Consider the following 22591-nt stretch of genomic DNA (forward strand, 5'->3'; position numbering starts at 1 on the left):
ACAATACCGATTAACCTGCTATACTAACTTATTCCAAGTTTATTTTCAACATCGGAAGCATTTATTATTTTTATCTGCGGTACGCGTTTTCTGCACATGGGAGATACCATGAACAACAAGCTGGATTCAGATCCTTTCGATATATACGTCACGTCGTCATTCGACATAGCTTACGCACTTTCAAGGGCGCTTGACCTCGTTAATCCCATGATAAACAATCATCATCAGCGCGTCGCTTTCATAGCGGGAAGTATAGCCGCCGAAGCGGGACTGCCCGAAAAAGATATAGAAAACATCGTCCTTGCATCCCTCATACACGACATAGGCGTGGTCATGGAGAACGAATTCATTGAACTGGCAGACACGAGCGAAAAAAAAGGAGACTCGGAATACTGCCACGCAATAGTCGGTTCGCACCTTCTCACCTGTCTGAAACTCTTTCCCGAACTGCCAGCCCTCGTGAAATACCACCACTCTCCATACGGAGGTGAAATAAACCACCTTGCGGAAACCTGTGACGAAATTATACCTGACGGTGCGCTGGTCATTCACCTTGCCGACCGCATCGACGTTCTTCTGAACCGTTCCGAACCCTCCCTTGACCAGAAAAACCGCATCATCGAAAACGTGAACAGGTTCGGCGGAACAAAGTTCAACCCAGAACACCTCGCCGCGTTCAACAGACTTGCGGAGCGTGAGTATTTCTGGTTCGACATCGAAGAACAGGAGAAATACAAGCTGCTTAAATACAAATTCCGTTTCTCGCACATAAACATGAACATAAACAGTATTCTTGAAACAGCAAAACTTTTAAGCCGTATCATAGACTTCCGATGTGTGTTCACAGCCAACCACTCCGCTGGCGTCGCCGCCGTTGCCAAGCTGATTACGGAAAAGATGGGATTTCCGGAACGGGACTGCAAATCCATGATGATAGCAGGATATCTACACGACATAGGCAAACTGGCTATACCTTCATCAATACTCTATAAGCAGAGCGCCCTTGAGGATGAAGAGATAATGATACTCCGCAAGCACCCCTACTACACCTATTCTATACTGAACACCTTTCAGATATTCGACAAGATAAAGAACTGGGCGGCATTCCACCACGAATATCTTGACGGTTCCGGCTATCCTTTCCACCTTTCAGACGATAAGCTGGATATGGGATGCCGCATCCTCGCTCTTGCCGACATAGTGACCGCGCTGACAGAAGAGCGCCCCTACAGACATTCCATGCGGAAAGAACAGGTGGCACAGATAATTCACGAGATGGTTCAAAACGGAAAGCTGGATGTAAAGGTGGCTTCCACCGTGCTTGAAAATTTCGAAGAGATAAACGATGTCAGACAGTTAAGTCAGGCTGAAGAAATGGCGACATTTGAACTGTTTAAAGATGTCATAATGAAAAACAGGATATGTCAGAAGAACATTAGGTTCATCACGGCACTGCAGTGATGAACCGTGATATTCCTGCCTGTCAGGCGGTTTTGTTGTCAAAGAACTGAAGCATTGTTTTCTGCTTCTCTTCCTGAGCCACCTGTTTGGGGATAACTTTCTTCTTGGATTCCTTTTTAATTTCGAAGTAGCATTTGTAGATTGCGCCGCAATTGTCACAGCGGATTGCTCCTGCCTGTTTAACAGTTATCTTTGCTCCGCAGTCTTTGCATTCAAAGGACTTCTTAGCCATCGTGTCAACTCCGCATCATTCAGAACACATGTTTTTTTGACGTTATACGTCACTTGATAACGCACAATATCACATTCGTTCCAAAATTAATGTCAAATTAATGCAATATTTGTTAAACCTGTTAAACGACAGCAAAAAAATACATGAATATCCAAACGTTATTTACGGTTTTCTGAATACAGTGGACAGATTTTTCAGGCAGGGCAGAACGCCCCTCACAGATAAGATATTTTCATGCAATATATCCGCAAAAATTACATCATCCTCAGTGCCCGCTTCCGCCCCGCAAAGCCCGAAAGGGGAATATACGGCGGAGTGACCGGAAAATCTGCCGCCGCATATGTCGGCACATGCAGCGTAGCAGGTGTTTTCAAGCGCCCTTGCAGCAAGCAGGGTCTGAAGGTGTTGAACTTTGTGTTCTCCGGCATACCATGCCGCAGGAATGAGGAAAAGCTCCGCTCCGGCGAGAGCGGAAGCGCGGAATACCTCCGGAAATCTCAGGTCATAACATATCGCAAGACTGCATTTTATCCCGCAGACTTCAAAAATCTCCGGCAAAGCGCTTCCTGCGATCATATCGTCGGACTCTTTTACGGACAGAGCATCGAAAAGGTGCAGTTTGCGGTAAACCGCCTTTGTGCTTCCGTCCGGAGCTACAACAACGGCTGTATTGTAAACCTTACAGGTTTCGGTTTTTTCCCAGAGACAGACACAGGCATGTACGTCCGATTCCTTACACGCAGCGCGCACCGCAGTAATGAAATCACCGTTTTCTATGTCCTCCGCCATATCTGAAAGGGACAGGCGGTCGGTCTTCACGCCCATGCAGGTTTCCGGAAAAAGTATCAGGTCGCAGTTGTTTCCCGCCTCTGATATCAACGATAATATCTTATCAAGATTTCCTTTTTTGTCCCGCCCGTGGGATATCTGAGCGATACCTATTTTCATTGTCCACCGTTTTTACAAGTCTTTGTTTGCATTATGGTTCAAAAGCTGATAAAAACCTTGCAGTTACTCTGGTTATTCATATTGTATGAGGCAGGCTTTATAAAAGCAAGTCAACAAATCAGTGATAAAATAACCTGTGTTATTTTCATATAATCAAAAAATGAGGTGAAACTATGGGCTGCTGCGGCGGAAACAACCATAAGGAAGACAAATGCGGCTGCGAAAGCGACGGCTGTGCAACTCCCGAAGAGATGATGAGCTTCGCGTTCAATCTTGAAAAATCCATGTTCGAAGAACTTAACGAAGCTGCGAAAGCGAACGAAATGAGCTTTGAAGAGTTTATCTACAACTGTATGGAAGTCGGCATAGCCATAACAAACGGCGAACTCGCACTCATCGACACAGATCAGCTCAACGGCTGTGAAGAAGATGAAGAGGGCGGCTGCGGCTGCGACTGTAAATAATACCACGGCTGAATCTCACGGTATATCGCCACTGTCCGTGTGCGGATGTCCGTAACCAGTCTTAAAGGTTTTTTGGAGAATCTGAAGTAGCCTATAACTTTTTCAAGCCCTTCAGGTTCTTCAACAGCCTTTCTTATCATGTTGACAGCCTTAGGGATTGTGTCATCCATCACAAAATTGTTCTTATCTTCCAACACACATATATAGGTCATTTTCGATTCCACAACCTCGTGGAAAAAGTGTGTTCCGTATGACATCTCCGGCACAAGCCCGCGCTCTATCCTGCCTATTTCAACAACGGCCTGCATCCCGTCTATATCGGAAAAGCTGACAGGCACACCAAGGGAGGTGACGCTGGAACCCCATCTGCCGTATCCCATGAGCATACTGCTGTATCCCCTCTCCTTTATCCGCTGATTCAGTACGCTGATTATCTTTGCGCACTCTCTCTTCTTGTCCGGAGGCAGAAGAACGTACTCCTCCCAGTTGACATACACAACGGTGTCTATCAGTATGGAGTTGTTCCCGCCAAGGAAGGTTCCCTTCGCTTTGAAAACGGTAAATTCGCCGCTTCCGGCACGGTTGTCCTCGTCGCTTATCCTCTGCACCTGAACCGGTCTGCATTGCAGAATGTTGATGAGATACTGCTGCTCATCCTGAAAGCTGATGGTGAACTCTATCTCAACAGGGCTGCTGTACTCCGCCTCAAGGGCTTTCAGCACTTCGGAAAGTGTCTTTACCACTGAGGTTTTGTTTATAACGTAGTCCAGATCCACCATCCACGAATAGACTGTCGCGCCCGTAGCACGGTAAACGGTTTTTTCGCTTTCATAATCTCTGGACGCTATTATGTTCATGGATGGTCTGAACGTCCCCTGATTTATATCCGAAGGTTTTATTTCCCTTATCCTGTTCGCCGCCGTATCAACAACATCTATGCACCGCTGGCTGTACATGCGCTTGTTCTCTGCACCCGGCATAGGGTTGTCGTTTGGTCTGTTTACGGCGACCATGCGCGCGTAATCCGTTCCGCATCGGCTGACAGCCCTTGTTCCAAGTCCGGCAACCAACCTCAAAAGCCCTGATTCCGGGTCGATCTTTTTATCCCATACAAACGAGTTATAGGAATGTCCGACTCCCGCTATGTGCGGAAAGAAATAATCTCCCTGATAAACGCCCGAAACCCGCTGAATCATAACTGACATTACGTCCGCCCTGTCGTGCAGTCTGGTAGCTTTTTTAAAGCTGTTCATCTCACGGGCAAAAGTACTTGCGAACACCGATTTCACAACGTCAGCAAGCTGTGCGAGCATTTGTGCGTCGTCGCCTGTCAGTATGCAGAACCGGCTTTCATAGCGTCCGGCGTATGAACTCTGGAAACTGTCCTCCTGAAGTGAGCTTGAGCGAACTATGATTGGAAAATGCCCGTAATAGTCAACGAGGTCTTCAAGGCGCTCAAGGATCTCCGGCGGCATCTTGCCGTTCATCACAAGTCTGTGGAGTCTTCTGCTCTTATTGCCGTCAGGTTCGTGAGAAAAAGAAACGTAGTCGTCCCATATGCTGTTGTATATCAGAAAGGTATAGAAAGCGTCAGCACCAAGAAAAAAGCTGTCGTCGCTCTCTGTGAAATATTTCAGAAGATGGGGGAGTTTTTCACGGATTATCTTTCTGGCGATGAGCATACCCGCCGCCTTTCCGCCTATGAAGCCGGAACCGATGGTGCGCTTGCGGATTATCTTCATCTCCTCAAGGGTGAAGTTCTTCGCAGCAAGCTCGAGGATGCGCTCATCCATACCTAGAAGAACACGGCACAGCCTGTTGACAGCCTCCTGCCCGTCTGCATTTTCGTCACCGAGGAACAGATTGTCCAGACAACTGAAATACTGCATGTCGCTCCGCCTGTCAGGCGGATTCTGCATTTTCAGTGCCTCAAGTGTGTCCTGAACGGGGCGAACACCTTTTTTTGGCTCCATTATATACGGCTTGTACATCGCAGCAGAGTGTCTGTCCTTCGCTTTCCGCGGGACAAGGCAGTATCTGCCCATGTTGTCGCGCATAACGCGAACCGAAACAGTGGCAACCTCGGTTATCTTTTTGGATGTGAACTGCCTGTGGCATTTTCTCTGCATGGCTGTGAAAGTCGTGAGCGCGCGCATCTTGGCAAAATCCATTATAAGCTGATAGGCATAACCTATCAGCCAGTCGGAACCCCAATGACCCATAAGTCCGGTGAGGCAGTCCATAAGGATTATGTCGCCGTCGTCAACGTTCATGACATATCTGGAACATTCCTCAACAAAATGCTCAAATCCGGCTGAGGGGTCAACATGAAACACAGTGAGATTGTCTGAGGAAATATCCTGATTTAAATCCCGGCAGAAGCTGATAAAATGGAATTTTCCGTTATAGCCTTCCATGTCGGAAATCAATGTTTCCGCTATCTGGAGATAGCTTTGCGGTGTTTCCATCTGAAAAACGACACTGTCACCCTGACGTAAACCGCCCGCTAATGTAACCATGCCGCTGCCCGACAAACGTCTGTTCATTCAACCTCTGCCAGTATTTTTTTTAAAAATTACTGCTCCGAACAGTTCTTTGGGTTGATGTGTTTCAGCTTCTGTGTGTCCTGAGACACTGTTTCGTCCTGTTTCATTCCTTCAACGGTAACGTTGAGGATATCCGCAACAAAGCTGTCTTTCCTGTTCAGACTGTAGATTATCCATCTGCCGTCTTTTTTGGAAGTGACGATGCCTGCGTTGCGAAGCACCTTTAAGTGGGAAGAGATGGTGGACATAGAGATATGCAGAACAGCATTGATCTCACAAACACACAGATCGCGAACACCCAGCATACAAACTATTCTCAGTCTGTTGCTATCTCCCAATGCTTTAAAAACTTCGACCTTTGAATTCATTAGAACCCACCTGAAAAAAATAATTCTGACTTCGCGTTAACACCGTTAACTCTTGAATAATCAGAACAAAATATAATAGCCCCAAAATAGTCAAAAATCAAACTATTATATAGCTAAAATTTAGCCATAATTCACGAAAAATCAATCGTAAAGGTTTGATATTGCCTGAAGGAGCAATTTTTTGTTCACAGGTTTGAATACAACGGCGTTGACGTCTTCAAGACACTCGGTTTCATTTCGGTAGGCAGTTGTTACGATGATAGGAACGTCGTGGTTCATTTTTCTTATGTGGGAGATCATTTCAAAACCGCTCATTTCCGGCATTGAGAGGTCAGTAATGACAATATCGGGCGATTCGGAGGAGAACTTTTCAAGTCCCTCCCTGCCGTCGGCTGCGATAACAATGTCTTTAAAATATTTTGAAATCATTCTTGAAGCCATTTCTCGTGTGATGTCATCGTCTTCAACATAAAGAACTTTGAACTCTTTCAGCTTTTCCAATGAATCCATCTGCTGCCTTCTTATAAAACTATTGTCTTAAAACATATTATACATGTTTTTAAATCAGAATAAAGAATTAATGTCAAAATACACTTTTTTTATCCGTTAGTTCATTTTACCACATATATAATCAGATTATTGAAAATTTAATAGAAAGCTGTTAATGTGATATATTATTGTTTTTGCGGAGACTGACATTTTAAGTTCCAACAATTTCAAAACTATTTTTGAAGATATGTCCGACCCGGTCGTCCTCCTTGAGGGTGACACTCCTGCCCGCCTGAACAGCGCCGCACATACCCACTTCGGCAAAAAGTGCATGATATCACTTCTCAAAAAAGAAATAGACAGTTTCAGGCTCTCGGTTGACAGAAAAACAACCGTCAGACGTGAGTTTGAAATTGACGGCACAACAGCAATTTACGACGTCAGGATAAAATCTCTTTCCGCAGACAAGAGCACGCTGATAATCGAGTTTGCGGATATATCCGAACAGGAGAGGCTGAAAAGCAGACTCAACTTTCTCCAGTCCATGATGGACTCCATCCCCAACCCTATCTTCTACAAATCACCTGACGGAAAATACATAGGCTGCAACAAGATGTTCGAAGAATACATCGGTCTTTCCAAAGAGGAACTTTCGGGAAAGACGGTACGGGACATCACCCCCCACGACTGGAAGTTTCAGTGCGCCAGAACCGATATGCAGGTGCTCGGCACAGGCAGGCTCAAGCCATATGAAACCGTAGTCACAATGCCCGACGGAACCCAGCGCAATGTGATTTTTTCAAAGGCACTGCTGAAAGACTGCGAAGGGGCGCCGGAAGCTATCGTAGGCACCATTCAGGATATCACCGAGCGCAAAAAAGCGGAGGAGAAGATACAGCGCCTTGCATATTACGACACGCTGACAGGGCTTCCCAACAGGCAGCTCCTCATTGACCGCATAAGCATAATGGTTGAACATTCCAGAAGGAACGAAGAGGCCTTCGCCATTCTTTTCATAGACGTTGACCGTTTCAAGACCATAAACGATACGCTGGGGCATACAACAGGCGACCAGCTCCTCGTAAACATCGCGAACATCCTTAAAACCAACGTCCGCTCCTGCGACACAGTGGCGAGGCTGGGCGGCGACGAGTTCGTAATAGTCCTTACCAACGTTGACGAAAAAACAGTGAGTCACATAGCCGGAAAGCTGATGAACATGCTTTCCAGACCCCAGTTCGTCAACGGACATGAGCTTTTTTCCAGCCTCAGCATCGGAATAAGCATGTTCCCCGCAGACGCACAGGACGGCGAAACCCTCCTTAAAAACGCGGACATGGCGATGTATCAGGCAAAGGAACAGGGGCGCAACAACTTTCAGTTCTTCTCAAACGACATGAACAGCAAAGTGATGTACAGGCTGGTCATGGAGAACGATCTGCGCCACGCAATGGACAGAGACGAGTTTTACCTTGAATATCAGCCGCAATACAACATAGAGACCGGAAGGATGTTCGGAGTGGAGGCGCTCCTGCGCTGGCACAAGCCGGAAAAAGGCATTATGCCGCCATCCAGCTTCATATCCCTTGCGGAGGACACCGGACTGATACTTCCGATCGGAGAATGGGTTCTGCTCCGCGCCTGTTTCCAGACAAAAGAATGGGAAACGGTCATGGGACAGAAACTGATAACGTCGGTAAATATCTCTGCTGTGCAGTTCAAACAGAAGAACTTTCTCAGCAGTGTCCGCAACATTTTGAAAGTGACAGGGGTTGACCCAGCCTGCATAGAGCTGGAACTCACCGAGAGTGTTCTCATGACGGACGTTGACCGCACTCTGGATACACTGAAAGATCTGAAAAAACTCGGACTGAAACTCTCCATAGACGATTTCGGCACAGGCTATTCATCACTGAACTACCTGCGCTTTTTCCCAATAGACAGGCTGAAGATCGACCGCTCGTTCGTCACTAACATCATGAACGATAAGGATAACGCCGCCATCACTCAGGCTATCATAGCCATGGCGGAAACGCTTAACCTCAAGGTTACGGCGGAAGGAGTGGAGCAGGAGGACGAGCTGAACACCCTGCGCAGCTTCAAATGCCACGATATTCAGGGTTTTCTGCTCGCAAGACCCTCCTCTCCCGAAACTATCAACAAACTTATTGCTGACTGCCGATAATATTTATCTCTCTCCACTTCCCGCTGCGGTAGCGGAGGATAAGCATCAGAGGCACCGTCAGAAATGTCAGAACCATTGTCAGCCACGCCGTGTGCATGGACATACCGAGCACATGCAGACTTACGAACACCGCGAAAACCACAAGCCATGTTCCGCCCACGGTTATCAGCATTGCGAAATATGTATCGCCCGCTCCGCGCAGAGCACCTGCGCAGGACGCTATAAGCGATTCCAGTATAACGTATATGGACGCGGTGCGTATCATAAACACTGCAAGCTCCCTTGAATTTTCAAATGCCGGATCGTAATGCGCCGGACGGAAAACGTCCGTGAGCATCGCCGGAAAGAACAGGAAAAAGAACGTTACCGCTGTTGAGTAGAACACTCCGGTTTTTATGCCGGAAAACAGCACCTTGTGAGCTATATCTGGACGCTTTGCCCCCATATATCTTCCAAAAATGCTGGTGACACTCATCTCAAGCCCCATCAGAGGCACAAACGCAACATGATCCCAGTTAAATGCTATTGTCACTGCCGCGGCGGTTTCTGCTCCGCGTGCATGGAACATGAATATCATTGCGGTGAAAGCCGCAAGTCCCAGCACAAACTCAAGCCCCGCGGGAAAACCGTATTTCAGAAGCGTTTTCAATATCTCGCGGTCATAGCGGAAGGTAGCCTTCAGACCAAGGTTGAAGCATTTAGCATACCGCATATATGAAAATACCAGTATGAAAAGAGCGGAAAGACCGCCCAGAAGTGTTCCGTATGCCGCTCCTTCAACACCCATGGCGGGAAAGCCGAACTTTCCGAAAATAAGCACATAACTGAAAACAACGTTAAGCACCATCGCCGCTATGGACGAGAACATCACCACGCGGGTGTTGCCCACACCGATGAAAAATCCGGCAAAAGCCGAACGCACAAGCATCAGAATGCTTCCATACATCAGTATGTCGAAATATGAATACTGATACTCAAGCTGAACGGGAGAAAGCCCCGAAATGTTGAACACATAGTGTCCGAACGGGATGAACAGCAGAAGTATCAGCGGATATGCGCTGACGGCGGTCAGCACCGCCTGAAAAGTCACCGTCGGGCACTTATCCTTTTGTCCGGAGCCGAAATACTGCGCCGTTACTGCCGCCGAATATCCAAGAAGCCCCACGAAAAAGGATATCATCGTAAACATGAACAGACCGCCCCCCATGGCGGCGCTCATTTGCTCCGCTCCCAGACGGGAGAGGAAAAGCCTGTCCGTGAAAACCATTATGGTCTCACATCCGTTGGATATGACCATCGGCAGGGCAATGGCAATCATTTCACCAACGCCGCCGCTTTTGGCATGGACGATAGAATTATTATCAGTTTCCAAAACTGCACCTAATAAGAATACTAAATTGTTGCTGCTGGTTTGCCTTGAATGTGATCTGAAAAATTGAAACGGTTACGACGAGAGGGTTGAACTATTTCTATTCTTAGTCACAAAGATTGTTAATTCGCGATACAATCATTTTTCTGCACCTCTCTTTTTGGTCTGAAAAATATACCCCTGCATTAAATAATTAGCAAGTCAAATGTTTATCAGGCGAAAAGGGACGGAATGAACATCAGGAAGATGAACACCAGAAAAACTATTAATGTGGAACGAAGATAACCGAAACCGCGGATACGGCTGTAGGTGTATACAACGAGGCTGAGATACCAGACCAGAAATACAGTGTGGAATACTTTGAGATATTGCGGAGGAACAAGAAAACTGAGAGGCAGAAAAATTGACATTACCTCAAGCCCGAACATCACCCGCAGAAAACCGAGAAAGACAGGCATCGTTTTTGGCAGATAGAGCGCCAGAAGACCGATGAATATCATGGTGAACACAACACCTTCAAGTATGCCGTCCGCTCCTGCGGGCGCCACATTTCCCTCCATGTCCCTGTAGGGGATAAAAAGGGTGACAACGAACATACAGGCAAGATTGAACATGTGTGCATTATTCAGAAAAACGGCATAAAGCGCTTTTTCGCTGAAAAACACCAGCCGGATGCAGAGCGCAGCCGTATGGAGCGGTGACGGATGTTTCTTACCAGTTTTTACTGCCGCGCCGCCAGTTCTCATCTTTGCTGTACCACCATTCGTAATACATTCTCTCCATTGCCGATTGCATAATCTCTTTCGCGATGTCTGTTTTAAGCCTTTGTGACGAAGCCCTTATCCAATTCTCCGCCTGCTTGTTGCCTTTGTCAAGCTGCTCTTTAAGAAAAAATATAAGCTCAAGGGTATCCGCATCTTTTGCTATAAGCGCCTCAAATGACTGCTGTGCAGCGTATTCGTCGATGCAGACGTTGACTTCCTCCTCAATGGGAAGTCCGTGGATCACATGGCTCAGAGCCTTTTCATCGTCCGAGTTAACATAATTCTGCTGCAAATAGTTAAGGTCTCCCGTGCGGGATTCCTCAAGGTCATGAAACATACACATTTTCAGTACCTTGTCCGCGTCGCACGGAACCATCTTCGCCATAGTAAAGCCTATCATGGCGGTGCGGAATATATGGTCGGCAATGGACTGAGTACCGGAACCGAGATAGTCCTGACCGGAACGCTTCATGGTCTGCAAGATGCCCAGTTCATAGAAGAACGTTGCGCTTCTGTCAGATATTTCTTTCATCAACAACCCTTTTCGCCTTGCCTTCGAACCTTTCAAGCGTCTGCCCCATAACAAGGTTCACTTTCGGCTTGAACAGCAGTATCTTGGCAAGCTGTGCCGTAAGATCTTCCAGAAGTTTCTTCTGTTTCTTCATCTCGTCGAAGAAGATAGCTTCCGTAACCTCGACCTTTATCTCCATCTCGTCAAGAGCGCCTCTTTTGCGGACGAATATCATATAGTGGGGCGATGCGCCGTCAACCTTTGAAAGCGCCTCCTCAACCTGCGACGGGAACACGTTCACACCGTTTATGATAAGCATGTCGTCTGTGCGCCCTTTCGCTTTTTCCATCTTTATGAGTGTTCTGCCGCAGGAACATTCTTCCCTGTAAAGTCTTGTTATGTCGCGTGTTCTGTATCTTATGAGGGGCATACCCTCACGTTTGAGCGTTGTAAGCACCAGTTCGCCCTTCTCGCCGAGGGGCAGAGGCTGCAACGTAGCGGGATCTATAATTTCAGGATAAAAGAAATCCTCGTTAATGTGAAGACCGCTTTTGCACTCACATTCGCCCGAGATGCCGGGTCCCATAAGCTCTGAGAGGCCGTAGTTGTCGAACGCCTGAACGCCCAGACGCTCTTCAATCTCCGCCCTTACCTTGTCGCCCCAGGGCTCGCTGCCCAGAAGTGCAATTTTAAGGCTGAGCTTGTCTTTGCCTATGCCCGCCTTTTCCATAGTCTCCGCTATGTGCAGGGCGTATGAGGGGGTTGCCACAAGAACGGTGCTCTTATAGTCCTCCATAATGGCAAGTTGTCTCGAAGTATTTCCGCTGGAAACGGGGATAACGGACGCACCGATATTCTCCGCTCCGTAGTGCAGTCCGAAGCCGCCTGTGAACAGACCGTATGTGAAGGAAACGTGCACTATATCCTCGCGGCTGACACCGCCTGCGACCATGATTCTTGAAACGAGGTCGTTCCACTGCTGAAGGTCGCTCGCTGTGTAGCCCACGACTGTGGGCTTGCCTGTGGTGCCGCTGGAAGAGTGTATCCGCACGATATCGCGCAGTGGCACGGCAAACATGCCATAGGGGTAGTTGTCCCGCAGATCCTGTTTCGTTGTGAACGGCAGTTTGGATATATCGGAAAGCTCGCCGATGATATCCGGTTTTATTTTAAGTTCGTCAAATTTTTTGCGGTAGAAGTCAACCTTTTCATAGGCGCGGTTAACGGTCGTCTGGAGTCTCTCCAGCTGAAAAACCTGCCTCTGTGCAACAGGCATCGTCTCTTCGTCTTTCTGCCAGAATTTCATCTCTCCCATTTTTCCTTGTACTCCTTTCCGAGATATGCTCTTTTCACTTCGTTGTCGCCGAGCAGCTCGGACGCTTTGCCCTGAAGAATGATGCGTCCGTTCTCCAGAACATAGCCCCTCTGGGCATATTTCAGCGCCATGGTGGCATTCTGCTCAACAAGCAGGATGGTAAGCCCGCCCGCCGCCAGAACTTTCAGTTTCTCATAAACTTCCTTAATGACAAGGGGCGCAAGCCCCATGGAAGGTTCGTCCATCAGCAGAAGTTTCGGCGCGGTCATCAGCGCCCTGCCTATGGCAAGCATCTGCTGTTCGCCGCCGGAAAGCATCCCTGCGGTCTGGGTCTGGCGCTCCTCAAGAACGGGGAAAAGCTCGAACATCTGGTGCAGCTTCGTCTTAACCTCCGCCGCAGGGCGTTTGAAACCGCCCATCTCAAGGTTCTCCCGCACCGTCATGTTGGAAAAGATGCGTCTGCCCTCCGGCACGATAGCCATCCCCTTTCCGACGATATTAGGCGTTCTCAGCTTCGTCACCTCTTTTCCGTCGAAGGTAACTGAGCCTTTGGATTTGCCTATTATATTCATTATACTGTTCAGAAGCGTTGTTTTTCCTGCCCCGTTGCTCCCTATGAGGGAAACGAACTCGCCCGGTGCAACGTGCACCGAAACGTTTGAAAGAGCCTGAACAGCGCCGTATGAAACAGAAAGTGATTTTACCTCAAGCATCCTCATCCCCCAGATACGCTTTCAGCACATCCTTGTTCTCCCGCACCTGCGCATACGTTCCCGCAGCGATAACCTGACCGAAGTTCAGGCACACAACGAAATCCGCCAGTGACGAGATGAACTGCATATCGTGCTCCACCATGAGAATACAGATGCCCATGGACTGTATCTTGCGCACCATACCCGCCAGATTCTCCTTCTCCGCAAGGTTAAGCCCCGCGGCAGGTTCGTCCAGCAGAAGCAGTTTCGGGCTGGACATAAAAGCCCTGCCCAGTTCAAAATTTTTCAGAACGCCGTAAGGCACGCTGCCTGGCGTCATATCCGCATATTCCGTGACGTTCACGAAATCCAGACAGTCGTTTATGCGTTTAGTGGTCTCTTTCCAGTAGCCGCGGTTAAACCGCATCATTGTGGCAAGAGCCGAAGGTTTTTCTTTGCCGATGAAACCGAGATACATATTCTCACGAAGGGTCAGTTCGGGAATGATGTTAAGGTTCTGAAAGGTTCTGGATATTCCTTTCAGAAACACCTGCTCCGACCTGCTTCCGGTGATGTCCTCGCCGCTGAATTTCACAGTGCCCTCTTTCGGAGTGACAAAACCTGTGATGACGTTGAAAAGCGTGGTTTTGCCCGCACCGTTGGGACCTATAAGTGCAGATATGCCTTTGTCGGGCATAGTGAAAGTTACTTTACTGAGCGCGTGTACGCCGCCGAAGCTGACTCCGATATTGTTTATATCAAGCATTTCTCTTCACCAGCCTTTTCAGAGTTCCGGCTATACCGCCCGGCAGGAACATTATGACAACGGCAAGCAGACCGCCGTAGATTATCATTTCATATTCCTCGAAAGCCGAAAAAATCTCCGGCACCAGACCAAGCAGAACAGCACCTATAACGCCTCCGGTTATATATCCCAGACCGCCCACAGTCGCCATTGCCAGAAGCTCCACCGAATATTTGAAGCTGAACGACACGGGGCTTATGAAGTGGGTGTAAAAGGTGAATATCGCGCCGTTGAACGCCGTTAGCGCCGCCATGGAAGCGAACACCATCACTTTTGTTCTGGCAGGGGTTATTCCGTAGCTTCTGCACGCACTCTCGGAGTTTTTGATGAACTTTAGCTTGTTGTGCAGAAAAGATTTATCGAAAAGCTCGCAGACGAGCAGGAACACCATAAATATGATGCTCATAAACACAAAGAACGATTTCTCGTCCGCAAGATCGAATTTACCGATTATTATGTCGCCGATGCCCACAAAACCGGATGGACCGCCTGTTATGAAGTCCATCTCGTTCATGAAGATATAGAGTATCATACCCATGCCGAGTGTCGCCATTGCAAGGTAGTTGCCGTGGAGCTTTAGTATTGGGGATCCCACCATATACGCAAGCACGAATGCAGCCGCCGCCGCTATGGGCATGGTGAGGAGCGGGTTTATGCCGTAATTTGTGGAAAGCACCGCCGCAACGTATGCACCCAGCCCGAAGAATGCAGCCTGACCTATGGAAATGATGCCCGTATAGCCCAGAAGAATATTAAGCGCCGTGGCGTTCACCGCATGTATGAGCAGGAGAGTCGCAACGCCGATGTAATACTCGTTCGTAACCTGAGTGCCTATGTAGCCCAGAACACACGCCATCAGGACTAAGAAAGTGAAATTAAGCCTTTTCATACTCTTGTCGCCTTCTTGCGTCCGAACAGACCATCGGGTTTAAGGAAAAGTATCAGCAGGATAACAAAGAACGCCATTGCATCTTTGTATCCGGAGGGTATCACGCTGGCGGAAAAACTCTCGAATATGCCCAGCAGAAGACCGCCGGCAACAGCCGCCCAGAAATTGCCAAGACCGCCGAGGATAGCCGCTGCAAACCCTTTAAGACCTATCATTATACCGTCGTCGTATGTGACAAATGTTATGGGTGAGATTATCACACCTGCGATCCCCGCCATTGCGGATGAAACGGCAAACGACATTATACGGACGCTGCGGACATTTATTCCGCAGGTCTCCGCCGCCGTCTGGTCGTCGAAGCAGGCACGCATTGCCTTGCCGTATTTTGATTTTTTCAGAAACATATTCAGTCCCCACGCAACAAGCATGGAAACCGCAATAATAAGTATGCTCTGACTGGAGATGACCCCGCCGGGCATCTGTACGTTGACAACCGGGATATAGTCGTCAACCCGCAGACTGTCCCTGCCCCAGATATGCATGGCAACGTCGCGCATTATAATTGACGCGGCGATGGTCAGCGTAACGAGATTTATCTCGGTCTTATATCTGGCAAGGTTGATGAAAACACGCTCGTAAAGCACGCCTATTATGAAACACCCCAGAAGGGTCAGAGGCAGAGCGGTGTAAAAAGGAACCTCAAATACGCAGAACAGGGAATAGATGAGCATTCCGCCCAGCATTACAAACTCCCCCTGCGCAAAGTTTATCAGTCCCGTGGTGTTGTAGATAATGTTAAACCCCAGAGCAACCAGACCGTATATACTCCCGCTGGTCAGCCCCGAATACAAAAATTGCATCAATAACCGTCCGTAAATTTATTTTGCAGGATTAGCAGTGAACATGAAAAACCACCGAAATGTGATTGCTTCCTGCTCCCTCCTTCAAAAAAGGAGGATTTGGGTGGATTTAATTGGAATTAATGTAAATCCCCTTTAATCCCCTTTATCAAATGGGGGATAAAAATTCAAAGCAGATGTTATATCCCGTAAATCCTGTTTCCCGGAACAAGCGTGAAACCCGCGGCGGTGAGTTTTTCCACAGCCTTGTCGGTTTCGTCGAAACGGAATATCATGATTGCGTTGCCGCCTGACGGCTCAACGAACGCATACATGTATTCAACGTTTATTTCGTTTTTGCTGAGAGCACCCAGAATTTCCGCAAGCCCGCCGGGTTCGTCCTTAACCTCGACAGCGACAACCTCTGTGCGTCCAACGGTAAACTCGTTGTCTTTCAGTATCTTATACGCGTTTTCAGGATTATTTACGATGAGTCTTAAAATCCCGAAATCCGATGTATCAGCCAGAGAGAGCGCCCTGATGTTTATGCCGTTCTGACCGAGAAGATTTGTTACGTCGTAAAGTCTTCCGGACTGATTCTCGATGAAAACTGAAATCTGCTGAAGTTTCATATTACACCTCTCATAGCTTTCTTTTATCAAGAACACGCATAGCTTTGCCTTCGCTTCTGGCTATGGTTTTATGTTCAACGATGCGTACCTTGCAGGTGACGCCAATCATGTCTTTGATCTCTTTTTCGACGGTTTTTGCAAGCTCCTGAAGTTTGCTGATGGTATCCATAAAGACGCCTTCGGCAAGCTCTATCTGAACCTCAAGAGTGTCCATGTTATCAACCCTGTCCACAATAAGCAGGTAATGGGGCGAAAGCTCCTTTTTGGTGACGATGATTGCCTCCACCTGTGACGGGAACACGTTCACGCCGCGGATGATGAGCATATCGTCGCTTCTGCCGGTAACCTTCCGCATACGCACGGACGAACGTCCGCATTTGCAGGGATCTGTTATCAGGCTTGTGATGTCGCGCGTACGGTATCTGATGAGCGGTATCGCCTCTTTTGTGATGGTGGTGAAGACAAGCTCGCCCTCTTCCCCTGCGGGGAGAACCTCGCCCGTTTTGGGGTCGATAGTCTCAACAATGAAGTGATCTTCGCTGATGTGCATTCCGCGTTTTTCTTCAACGCATTCGTAACCGACACCGGGTCCTATTATTTCGCTGAGACCGTAGATGTCCAGCGCGTCTATCTTCCACTTCGCCTCTATCTCCTGACGCATGGCATCTGTCCAGGGTTCCGCACCGAAAATACCGACCCTCAGTTTCAGTTCATCTATATTTATGCCCTCTTCCACAGCCGTTTCGTAGAGGCTGAGAGCATAGCTTGGGGTGCATGAAATAGCCGTTGAACCGAAGTCTTTCAGCAGCATAAGCTGTTTCTTTGAGTTTCCGCCGGAAATGGGGATAACGGATGCACCTATCTTTTCGCCGCCGTAGTGTGCACCGAGACCGCCGGTGAACAGACCGTAGCCGTAGGCATTCTGGAGGATATCTCCCCTGCCCACGCCTGCCGCGGACATTGTTCTCGCCATAAGCTCCGCCCATGTGTCAACATCTCTTGCGGTGTACCCGACAACTGTGGGTTTTCCTGTAGTTCCGCTGGATGCGTGTATGCGTACAACCTGTTCCTGAGGAACGGCAAACATACCGAACGGGTAGTTATCCCGCATATCCTGCTTGTATGTGAAAGGGAGTCTTTGAAGATCGTCCAGTGATTTGATGTCTTCCGGTTTAACGCCTGCCTTATCAAACGCGTTTCTGTAAAAAGGTACCCTGTGGTAAACGTTTTCGCAAAGCTGTTTCAGTCTTAATAGCTGAAGTTTCCGCAGTTCGTCCCGCGGCATGGTCTCATATTGCTGGTTCCAGATCATAGCACGCTCCAATCCGTTTGTGGCGGTAGAAAAACTTAACAAGACAGGAGCAAAATGTCAAACCAATTCAGTTTAATCAGGGTATATATCTGTAAAGGTCGGCGGAACGAACTTCATGTCCGGGACGCGTTCCTTTCTTACAGAAATATGCAACCTTCTTCTCCCCTCTGTCGGAGAAAAGAGTGCATTTGTCCCCCGTAAGCGCTATGTAGCGGTCAACGTTCTTTCTGTAAGTGAAAAGGATATATTCGTCCCTCCGGTTAAGATAGTCTATCAGTTCGTCATTGGTATTCATCCACACGTTCTTATAGTCGTCGTACTGCTGGAACTGTACCTCGCGCCGTTTACCGAAAACGATGGGCACAACCCTGTCCACATAAAAGCTGAGCGAAGGGGTGAACGCGCTGTAAATCACAATATCATATTTGCCCTGCGGGTCAAATTTATTAATGTCCTCACCGGAAAGTCTGTAGCCCTTGATATAAGGACCTGCAAAGGTCATACCGCCGTATATCAGGAGCGTCAGCAGAATCAGCGACGCAGCCACGGAAAAATGATATCTGCGCAGAAACCACTTCTTCTCTATCAGCGTGGTGATAAGGAAAACGTAGGCAGCAGCACCGCCGGCAATATACATCCAGAACTCGCGGAGGTGGTCAACAAAAACCGGAACAAGAGCTGTAAGAACGCCAAGAAACACAAAGACATATCCTATGGCTTTTGGAATCAGCGGACGCTCCGCCCTTCCCGATGCCAGAACAGCCATCACAGGATAAAAAGGCAGAATATATGTCGCAAGTTTACTCGCCGAACATTCGAAAACGATAAACGGAACAAGTACATAAAGATATATATGCCAGCCGCCTTTAACAAAATTGCTGTTGCGGATGTTTGCAAAAAAATAGTACAGCCACGGCAGAAAAGTTCCAAGAATAACCAGCGGGAAGAAATAAAGCGGCTGAGATCTGCTGAACCTCTCGGCATCCGCTACCCGTTCAACCGTCTGGTCATACAGAAAATATCTCAGAAGTCCGTCGTTCGCCATCACAACCGCAATGTACCACGGAAGCGCGACGACAACGAACATAACAAGCATTAAAAGCCAGTCAAGCCATCCGAAAGCCCTTCTGTGGTCTCTGTCGAAAAAGCAGACAACCAGAAACGGCAGAAGAGTGAACAGGAAAATTATGGGACCTTTGGTAAGAAATCCCAGACCGAAGAAAATACCCGTCATAAGCGCATTCTTAATGGTTTTAGAGCCGTATATCTGCTCGAACATGTAATAAAGCGCGGCGACAGTGAAAAAAGTAAGATATATATCAGTTGAAATAACACGGCTTACTATCAGAAAAAGAAGCGAAGAAGCAAGAATAAGAACGGAAAGCTGCGCCTTGTCCCTGTCGCCGGTGAGGGCGAAACCAGTTTTGCGCGTATATATCAATGTCATAACAGAAAATACAGCGGGAAAAAACCTTGCGCCGAAACCATTCACTCCGAAGATGTCAAGCCCGAACGCTGTCATCCAGTATGTTAACGGAGGTTTATGAAAATGCTTTATACCATTATAAAAAGGGGTGATATAGTCCCCGTTGCGGAGCATCTCCCTTGCTATCTCGGCATAACGCGCATCTGTAGTTTCCATAATATCCAGCCAGTAAGCCGGAAGCAGAAGAGCTATGAAATACAGCGCCAGAAATATGTAGAATCTGGTATCCTCAATCAGGCTGAGGCTGTTTTTCAAGTTTGATGAAGTATAGGTTTCTGACATAAATTAAAATTCCGACACTCTGTCCGGCGATGAACACCGCATCGTGTACCATTACTGAATATATTAAAAGCAGAACGCTGCCCCCAAGACTGAACCACCAGAACATAACGGGAAAAACGCTCTTTTTAGCTCTTTCCGACATAATCCACTGAACGAGGAAACGCAGAAAGAACATACCCTGTGCGATGATGCCCACCGCAAATATGAACCCTGTGTAATGAGGTTTGTCCTTGCTGACCACATCGGGGAAATAGTAAGCGGCAATGCCAACCATTCCGAAATAGACAAGGAGCATTATGACCATCCAGAATCCGAACGAACGGGGTCTGGTCCCTTTTTCCTTCATTACCAGAGAGATATTCCTGAGATAAATGATTGCGCCTGTGGACTGACCCAGAACAAATATCGGGTCTTTAACAAGTATCGCATATGTAAGAAGTACGAAGCCGCCCGCCAGACTGAAATACCAGAAAGACATAGGCACGGCGCTCTTTTTATATTTTTCGGCATAGAGCCATTGCAGTATGAACCGCATAAAGAAAAGCACCTGTCCGGCAAAACCGAACGCAATGAGAGCTGTTTTAAGCACTGCTGGGTTAAGAGCCGACATTGTTCTCCCTGATGCTTATATTGAGATAGCGCTTCTGCATCCACCTTACGCAGATTAGGTCATAAAGCGCCTCGTATCCCCTTTTCAGGTTGGTGTATTTTGAAACGCCTGAATAACGTTCTCTGTGGTTGACCTTCATCTCAACCACCCTTGCCCCCTCCATGCGCATCATGGCGGGAAGGAACCTGTGGAGTCCTTTATACATTTTAATGCGCTTGAGCATGGACGCACGCATAACTTTCAGCGAACATCCTGTGTCGTGTATATCCTCTTTTATCACAGCGTTGCGTATTCTGTTGCCGAACTTGCTGGCAAGGCGCTTGGACAGGGTATCCTTCCGGTTGTGTCTCCAGCCGTTCACCATATCGTATTCGCCGTACAGCCTGAGCATTTCCGGTATATCCGCCGGATCGTTCTGCAGGTCGGCATCCATGGTGATTATAATATCACCGGAGGCGTGCTGAAAGCCCGCATAGAGCGCAGCAGACTGTCCTGTGTTTTTTGCAAACGCTATATATTTGACAGAAGGGTCTTTTTCTGCGAGTGACTTTATTATCTCAAGGCTTTTGTCACGGCTGTAATCGTCTATGAATAATATTTCATATTCGCCGCCAACCTTTGCGCAGACGCTTTTTATCTGCTCATAAAGGGGTTCGAGGTTGTCTTCCTCGTCATAAACTGGTATCACATATGATATTTTTTCCATCCGGCATCCTGCTGGCATTTCTTTATTCAATAAATATGAACAGAGATAACTATCATATTTACCGTTTTTAGACAACTCCAAATACAAATTAGTTCACCATCGGGTGCATGATTAAAAGATAACCACATGATGGTGATAATATGACCATATGAGATGTTAATATTATGACAAACGCGCATTCAGCAGTTTCCGTTTAATTGGCACGCGGTTTGCATATAAGCTCACTGATTAAAATACGGGGTGACAAATATGAAAAAATCACTGCTAACAACACTTCTGCTTCTTACGTCCTTTGCGGCATTTGCCGACGAGGCTCCTACGCTTGACACAGGCGACACAGCGTGGCTTCTTGTGTCTTCTGCTTTCGTTCTTCTCATGCTGCCCGGTCTTGCACTTTTTTACGGCGGTATGGTCAGGGCGAAAAACGTTCTTTCCACATTCCTTTACAGCTTCACGGCGCTTACTGTTGTGGGCGTTGTCTGGGCGGTAATCGGCTTTACGCTGGCATTCGGCGAAACAGAATCCCCATTCGTGGGCGGGATGCAGTATCTGATGCTGGGAGGCGATTTTATGACAGCGCTCTCAGGCACCATTCCCCTTTCTGTTTTCGCTATGTTTCAGGGCATGTTCGCGATAATCACCGTCGCACTTATATCAGGTGCTATCGTTGAAAGAATGAAGTTTTCCGCATGGGTTATCTTCATGGTTGTGTGGGTAATCGTGGTTTACGCCCCCGTTGCACACTGGGTGTGGGCAGGCTCCGGCTGGCTGTTTAAAATGGGCGCACTCGACTTTGCGGGCGGTACGGTTGTACACTTCTCTTCCGGTTGCGCAGCTCTTGCGCTTGCAATAGTTCTCGGCAACAGAAGAGACTTCCAGAAAACTGCCATCCTTCCCCATAACCTTACACAGACACTTATCGGTGCCGGTCTTCTGTGGTTCGGCTGGTTCGGTTTCAACGCAGGATCCGCTCTTGCATCAAATGCACTTGCAGGCGTTGCATTTGCAAACACAATGATAGCCGCCTCAGCAGCAGGCGTAAGCTGGATGCTCATTGAATGGACACACGGCAAACCCAGCGCACTGGGCGTTGCTTCCGGAATAGTTGCAGGTCTGGTTGCAATCACACCTGCGGCAGGCTTTGTTGCCCCATGGGGCGCACTTGTTCTCGGACTTCTGGTGGGCGTGCTTTGCTGCTATGCCATCAGACTCAAGTTCAAACTGAAACTTGACGATTCTCTGGACGTTTTCGGAATCCACGGCGTCGGCGGTCTTTTCGGAGCCATCATGACAGGTGTTCTTGCTGTGGAAGGAAAAGGTCTCATCAGCGGAAACGCTGCACAGGTTGGTATTCAGACGATCGGCGTTCTTTCCGCAGGTCTGTATTCGTTCGTAGTTACACTGGTTATTGCATTTGCTCTTAAAGCCACTATCGGCATCAGGGTTACACCTGAACAGGAGGCAGAGGGTACGGACGTTAATCAGCACGGAGAGAAAGCGTACAACTAAGATCGTTTTCTTTATATTGAAAAGGGAGCTTCGGCTCCCTCAGATTGCTGACAAACGCCGTATTTCGAAAGAAGTACGGCGTTTTTTGTCTCTTTATCTTTTTATTCTCTTTTTCTGATTTATATTGCGGCAAATAGCTGTTTTTTACCCATATCATTCTCTATCCCAAACATTTCT

The 22591-nt window shown here is 47.9% G+C and carries 22 protein-coding genes; 4 read left to right on the plus strand and 18 right to left on the minus strand.

The features are described 5' to 3' along the window. Nucleotides 1–108: 108 nt before the first annotated feature. Nucleotides 109–1461, plus strand: a complete 1353-nt coding sequence (locus Q7P67_RS10645) for an HD-GYP domain-containing protein (protein WP_303851988.1) — start codon at nt 109–111, stop codon at nt 1459–1461. Between the two features lie 22 nt (nt 1462–1483). Here the strand turns inward: Q7P67_RS10645 and Q7P67_RS10650 are convergent, their stop codons facing one another. Continuing rightward, nucleotides 1484–1693, minus strand: a complete 210-nt coding sequence (locus Q7P67_RS10650) for a hypothetical protein (RefSeq protein WP_303851989.1) — start codon at nt 1691–1693, stop codon at nt 1484–1486. Nucleotides 1694–1855: 162 nt separating this feature from the next. Then, the gene (locus Q7P67_RS10655; protein ID WP_303851990.1) at nt 1856–2641 is read right to left on the minus strand and encodes a carbon-nitrogen hydrolase family protein; all 786 of its coding nucleotides are present in this window, start codon (nt 2639–2641) and stop codon (nt 1856–1858) included. Between the two features lie 173 nt (nt 2642–2814). On the opposite strand from Q7P67_RS10655, the gene Q7P67_RS10660 reads away from it, so the two are divergent. Further along, nucleotides 2815–3105 carry a hypothetical protein gene (locus tag Q7P67_RS10660; RefSeq protein WP_303851991.1) on the plus strand — a complete coding sequence of 97 codons (291 nt, stop codon included), beginning with the start codon at nt 2815–2817 and terminating at the stop codon, nt 3103–3105. Here Q7P67_RS10660 and Q7P67_RS10665 read toward each other — a convergent pair. The 3 genes from Q7P67_RS10665 to Q7P67_RS10675 all read right to left on the minus strand — a co-directional run bounded on the left by Q7P67_RS10665 (nt 3048) and on the right by Q7P67_RS10675 (nt 6529). Then, entirely contained in the window at nt 3048–5651 is a 2604-nt protein-coding gene (locus Q7P67_RS10665) for a PEP/pyruvate-binding domain-containing protein (protein WP_303851992.1), read from the minus strand. The genes Q7P67_RS10660 and Q7P67_RS10665 overlap by 58 nt on opposite strands. Before the next feature lie 29 nt (nt 5652–5680). Then, a complete protein-coding gene (locus Q7P67_RS10670) occupies nt 5681–6019 on the minus strand; it encodes a metalloregulator ArsR/SmtB family transcription factor (RefSeq protein WP_303851993.1) in 339 nt (112 codons plus the stop codon). A 141-nt stretch (nt 6020–6160) separates the two neighbouring features. Then, nucleotides 6161–6529, minus strand: a complete 369-nt coding sequence (locus Q7P67_RS10675; RefSeq protein ID WP_303851994.1) for a response regulator — start codon at nt 6527–6529, stop codon at nt 6161–6163. A 226-nt stretch (nt 6530–6755) separates the two neighbouring features. Between Q7P67_RS10675 and Q7P67_RS10680 the strand changes: the two genes are divergently transcribed. Further along, nucleotides 6756–8693 carry an EAL domain-containing protein gene (locus Q7P67_RS10680; protein ID WP_303851996.1) on the plus strand — a complete coding sequence of 646 codons (1938 nt, stop codon included), beginning with the start codon at nt 6756–6758 and terminating at the stop codon, nt 8691–8693. Here Q7P67_RS10680 and Q7P67_RS10685 read toward each other — a convergent pair. The 13 genes from Q7P67_RS10685 to Q7P67_RS10745 form a co-directional block, all read right to left on the minus strand. Then, a complete protein-coding gene (locus Q7P67_RS10685; RefSeq protein WP_303851998.1) occupies nt 8674–10065 on the minus strand; it encodes an MATE family efflux transporter in 1392 nt (463 codons plus the stop codon). The two genes, Q7P67_RS10680 and Q7P67_RS10685, sit on opposite strands and share 20 nt — an antisense overlap. A gap of 209 nt (nt 10066–10274) precedes the next feature. Continuing rightward, nucleotides 10275–10808 carry a hypothetical protein gene (locus tag Q7P67_RS10690; RefSeq protein WP_303852000.1) on the minus strand — a complete coding sequence of 178 codons (534 nt, stop codon included), beginning with the start codon at nt 10806–10808 and terminating at the stop codon, nt 10275–10277. Further along, nucleotides 10774–11358: an HD domain-containing protein gene (locus Q7P67_RS10695; protein WP_303852002.1), complete on the minus strand. Its 585-nt coding sequence runs from the start codon at nt 11356–11358 to the stop codon at nt 10774–10776. Before Q7P67_RS10695 ends, Q7P67_RS10690 begins: the two co-directional genes overlap by 35 nt. Beyond that, entirely contained in the window at nt 11342–12643 is a 1302-nt protein-coding gene (locus Q7P67_RS10700; RefSeq protein ID WP_303852023.1) for a phenylacetate--CoA ligase family protein, read from the minus strand. The genes Q7P67_RS10695 and Q7P67_RS10700 overlap by 17 nt, the downstream gene beginning before the upstream one ends. Then, nucleotides 12640–13365 carry an ABC transporter ATP-binding protein gene (locus Q7P67_RS10705; RefSeq protein ID WP_303852004.1) on the minus strand — a complete coding sequence of 242 codons (726 nt, stop codon included), beginning with the start codon at nt 13363–13365 and terminating at the stop codon, nt 12640–12642. Before Q7P67_RS10705 ends, Q7P67_RS10700 begins: the two co-directional genes overlap by 4 nt. Then, the gene (locus tag Q7P67_RS10710) at nt 13358–14110 is read right to left on the minus strand and encodes an ABC transporter ATP-binding protein (protein WP_303852006.1); all 753 of its coding nucleotides are present in this window, start codon (nt 14108–14110) and stop codon (nt 13358–13360) included. The genes Q7P67_RS10705 and Q7P67_RS10710 overlap by 8 nt, the downstream gene beginning before the upstream one ends. Continuing rightward, complete coding sequence (locus Q7P67_RS10715) at nt 14103–15038, minus strand: branched-chain amino acid ABC transporter permease (protein ID WP_303852008.1); 936 nt, start codon at nt 15036–15038, stop codon at nt 14103–14105. The genes Q7P67_RS10710 and Q7P67_RS10715 overlap by 8 nt, the downstream gene beginning before the upstream one ends. Further along, entirely contained in the window at nt 15035–15898 is an 864-nt protein-coding gene (locus Q7P67_RS10720; protein ID WP_303852010.1) for a branched-chain amino acid ABC transporter permease, read from the minus strand. The genes Q7P67_RS10715 and Q7P67_RS10720 overlap by 4 nt, the downstream gene beginning before the upstream one ends. Nucleotides 15899–16077: 179 nt before the next feature. Continuing rightward, a complete protein-coding gene (locus Q7P67_RS10725; protein ID WP_303852012.1) occupies nt 16078–16509 on the minus strand; it encodes an ACT domain-containing protein in 432 nt (143 codons plus the stop codon). A 10-nt stretch (nt 16510–16519) separates the two neighbouring features. Next, nucleotides 16520–17821: a phenylacetate--CoA ligase family protein gene (locus Q7P67_RS10730; protein WP_303852014.1), complete on the minus strand. Its 1302-nt coding sequence runs from the start codon at nt 17819–17821 to the stop codon at nt 16520–16522. A 76-nt stretch (nt 17822–17897) separates the two neighbouring features. Beyond that, on the minus strand, nt 17898–19589 hold the full coding sequence (locus Q7P67_RS10735; RefSeq protein ID WP_303852015.1) for a glycosyltransferase family 39 protein: 1692 nt from the start codon (nt 19587–19589) through the stop codon (nt 17898–17900). Next, nucleotides 19537–20199 carry a lipid-A-disaccharide synthase N-terminal domain-containing protein gene (locus tag Q7P67_RS10740; protein WP_303852017.1) on the minus strand — a complete coding sequence of 221 codons (663 nt, stop codon included), beginning with the start codon at nt 20197–20199 and terminating at the stop codon, nt 19537–19539. The genes Q7P67_RS10735 and Q7P67_RS10740 overlap by 53 nt, the downstream gene beginning before the upstream one ends. Further along, nucleotides 20186–20905 (minus strand): glycosyltransferase family 2 protein, encoded by a 720-nt coding sequence (locus Q7P67_RS10745; protein ID WP_303852019.1) that lies wholly within the window; start codon nt 20903–20905, stop codon nt 20186–20188. The genes Q7P67_RS10740 and Q7P67_RS10745 overlap by 14 nt, the downstream gene beginning before the upstream one ends. Nucleotides 20906–21154: 249 nt before the next feature. Between Q7P67_RS10745 and Q7P67_RS10750 the strand changes: the two genes are divergently transcribed. Then, nucleotides 21155–22414, plus strand: a complete 1260-nt coding sequence (locus tag Q7P67_RS10750) for an ammonium transporter (protein WP_303852021.1) — start codon at nt 21155–21157, stop codon at nt 22412–22414. Nucleotides 22415–22591: the final 177 nt, after the last annotated feature.

The organism is Seleniivibrio woodruffii, from assembly GCF_029267515.1.
In the GTDB taxonomy this organism is placed as follows: Bacteria; Chrysiogenota; Deferribacteres; order Deferribacterales; family Geovibrionaceae; genus Seleniivibrio; species Seleniivibrio woodruffii_A.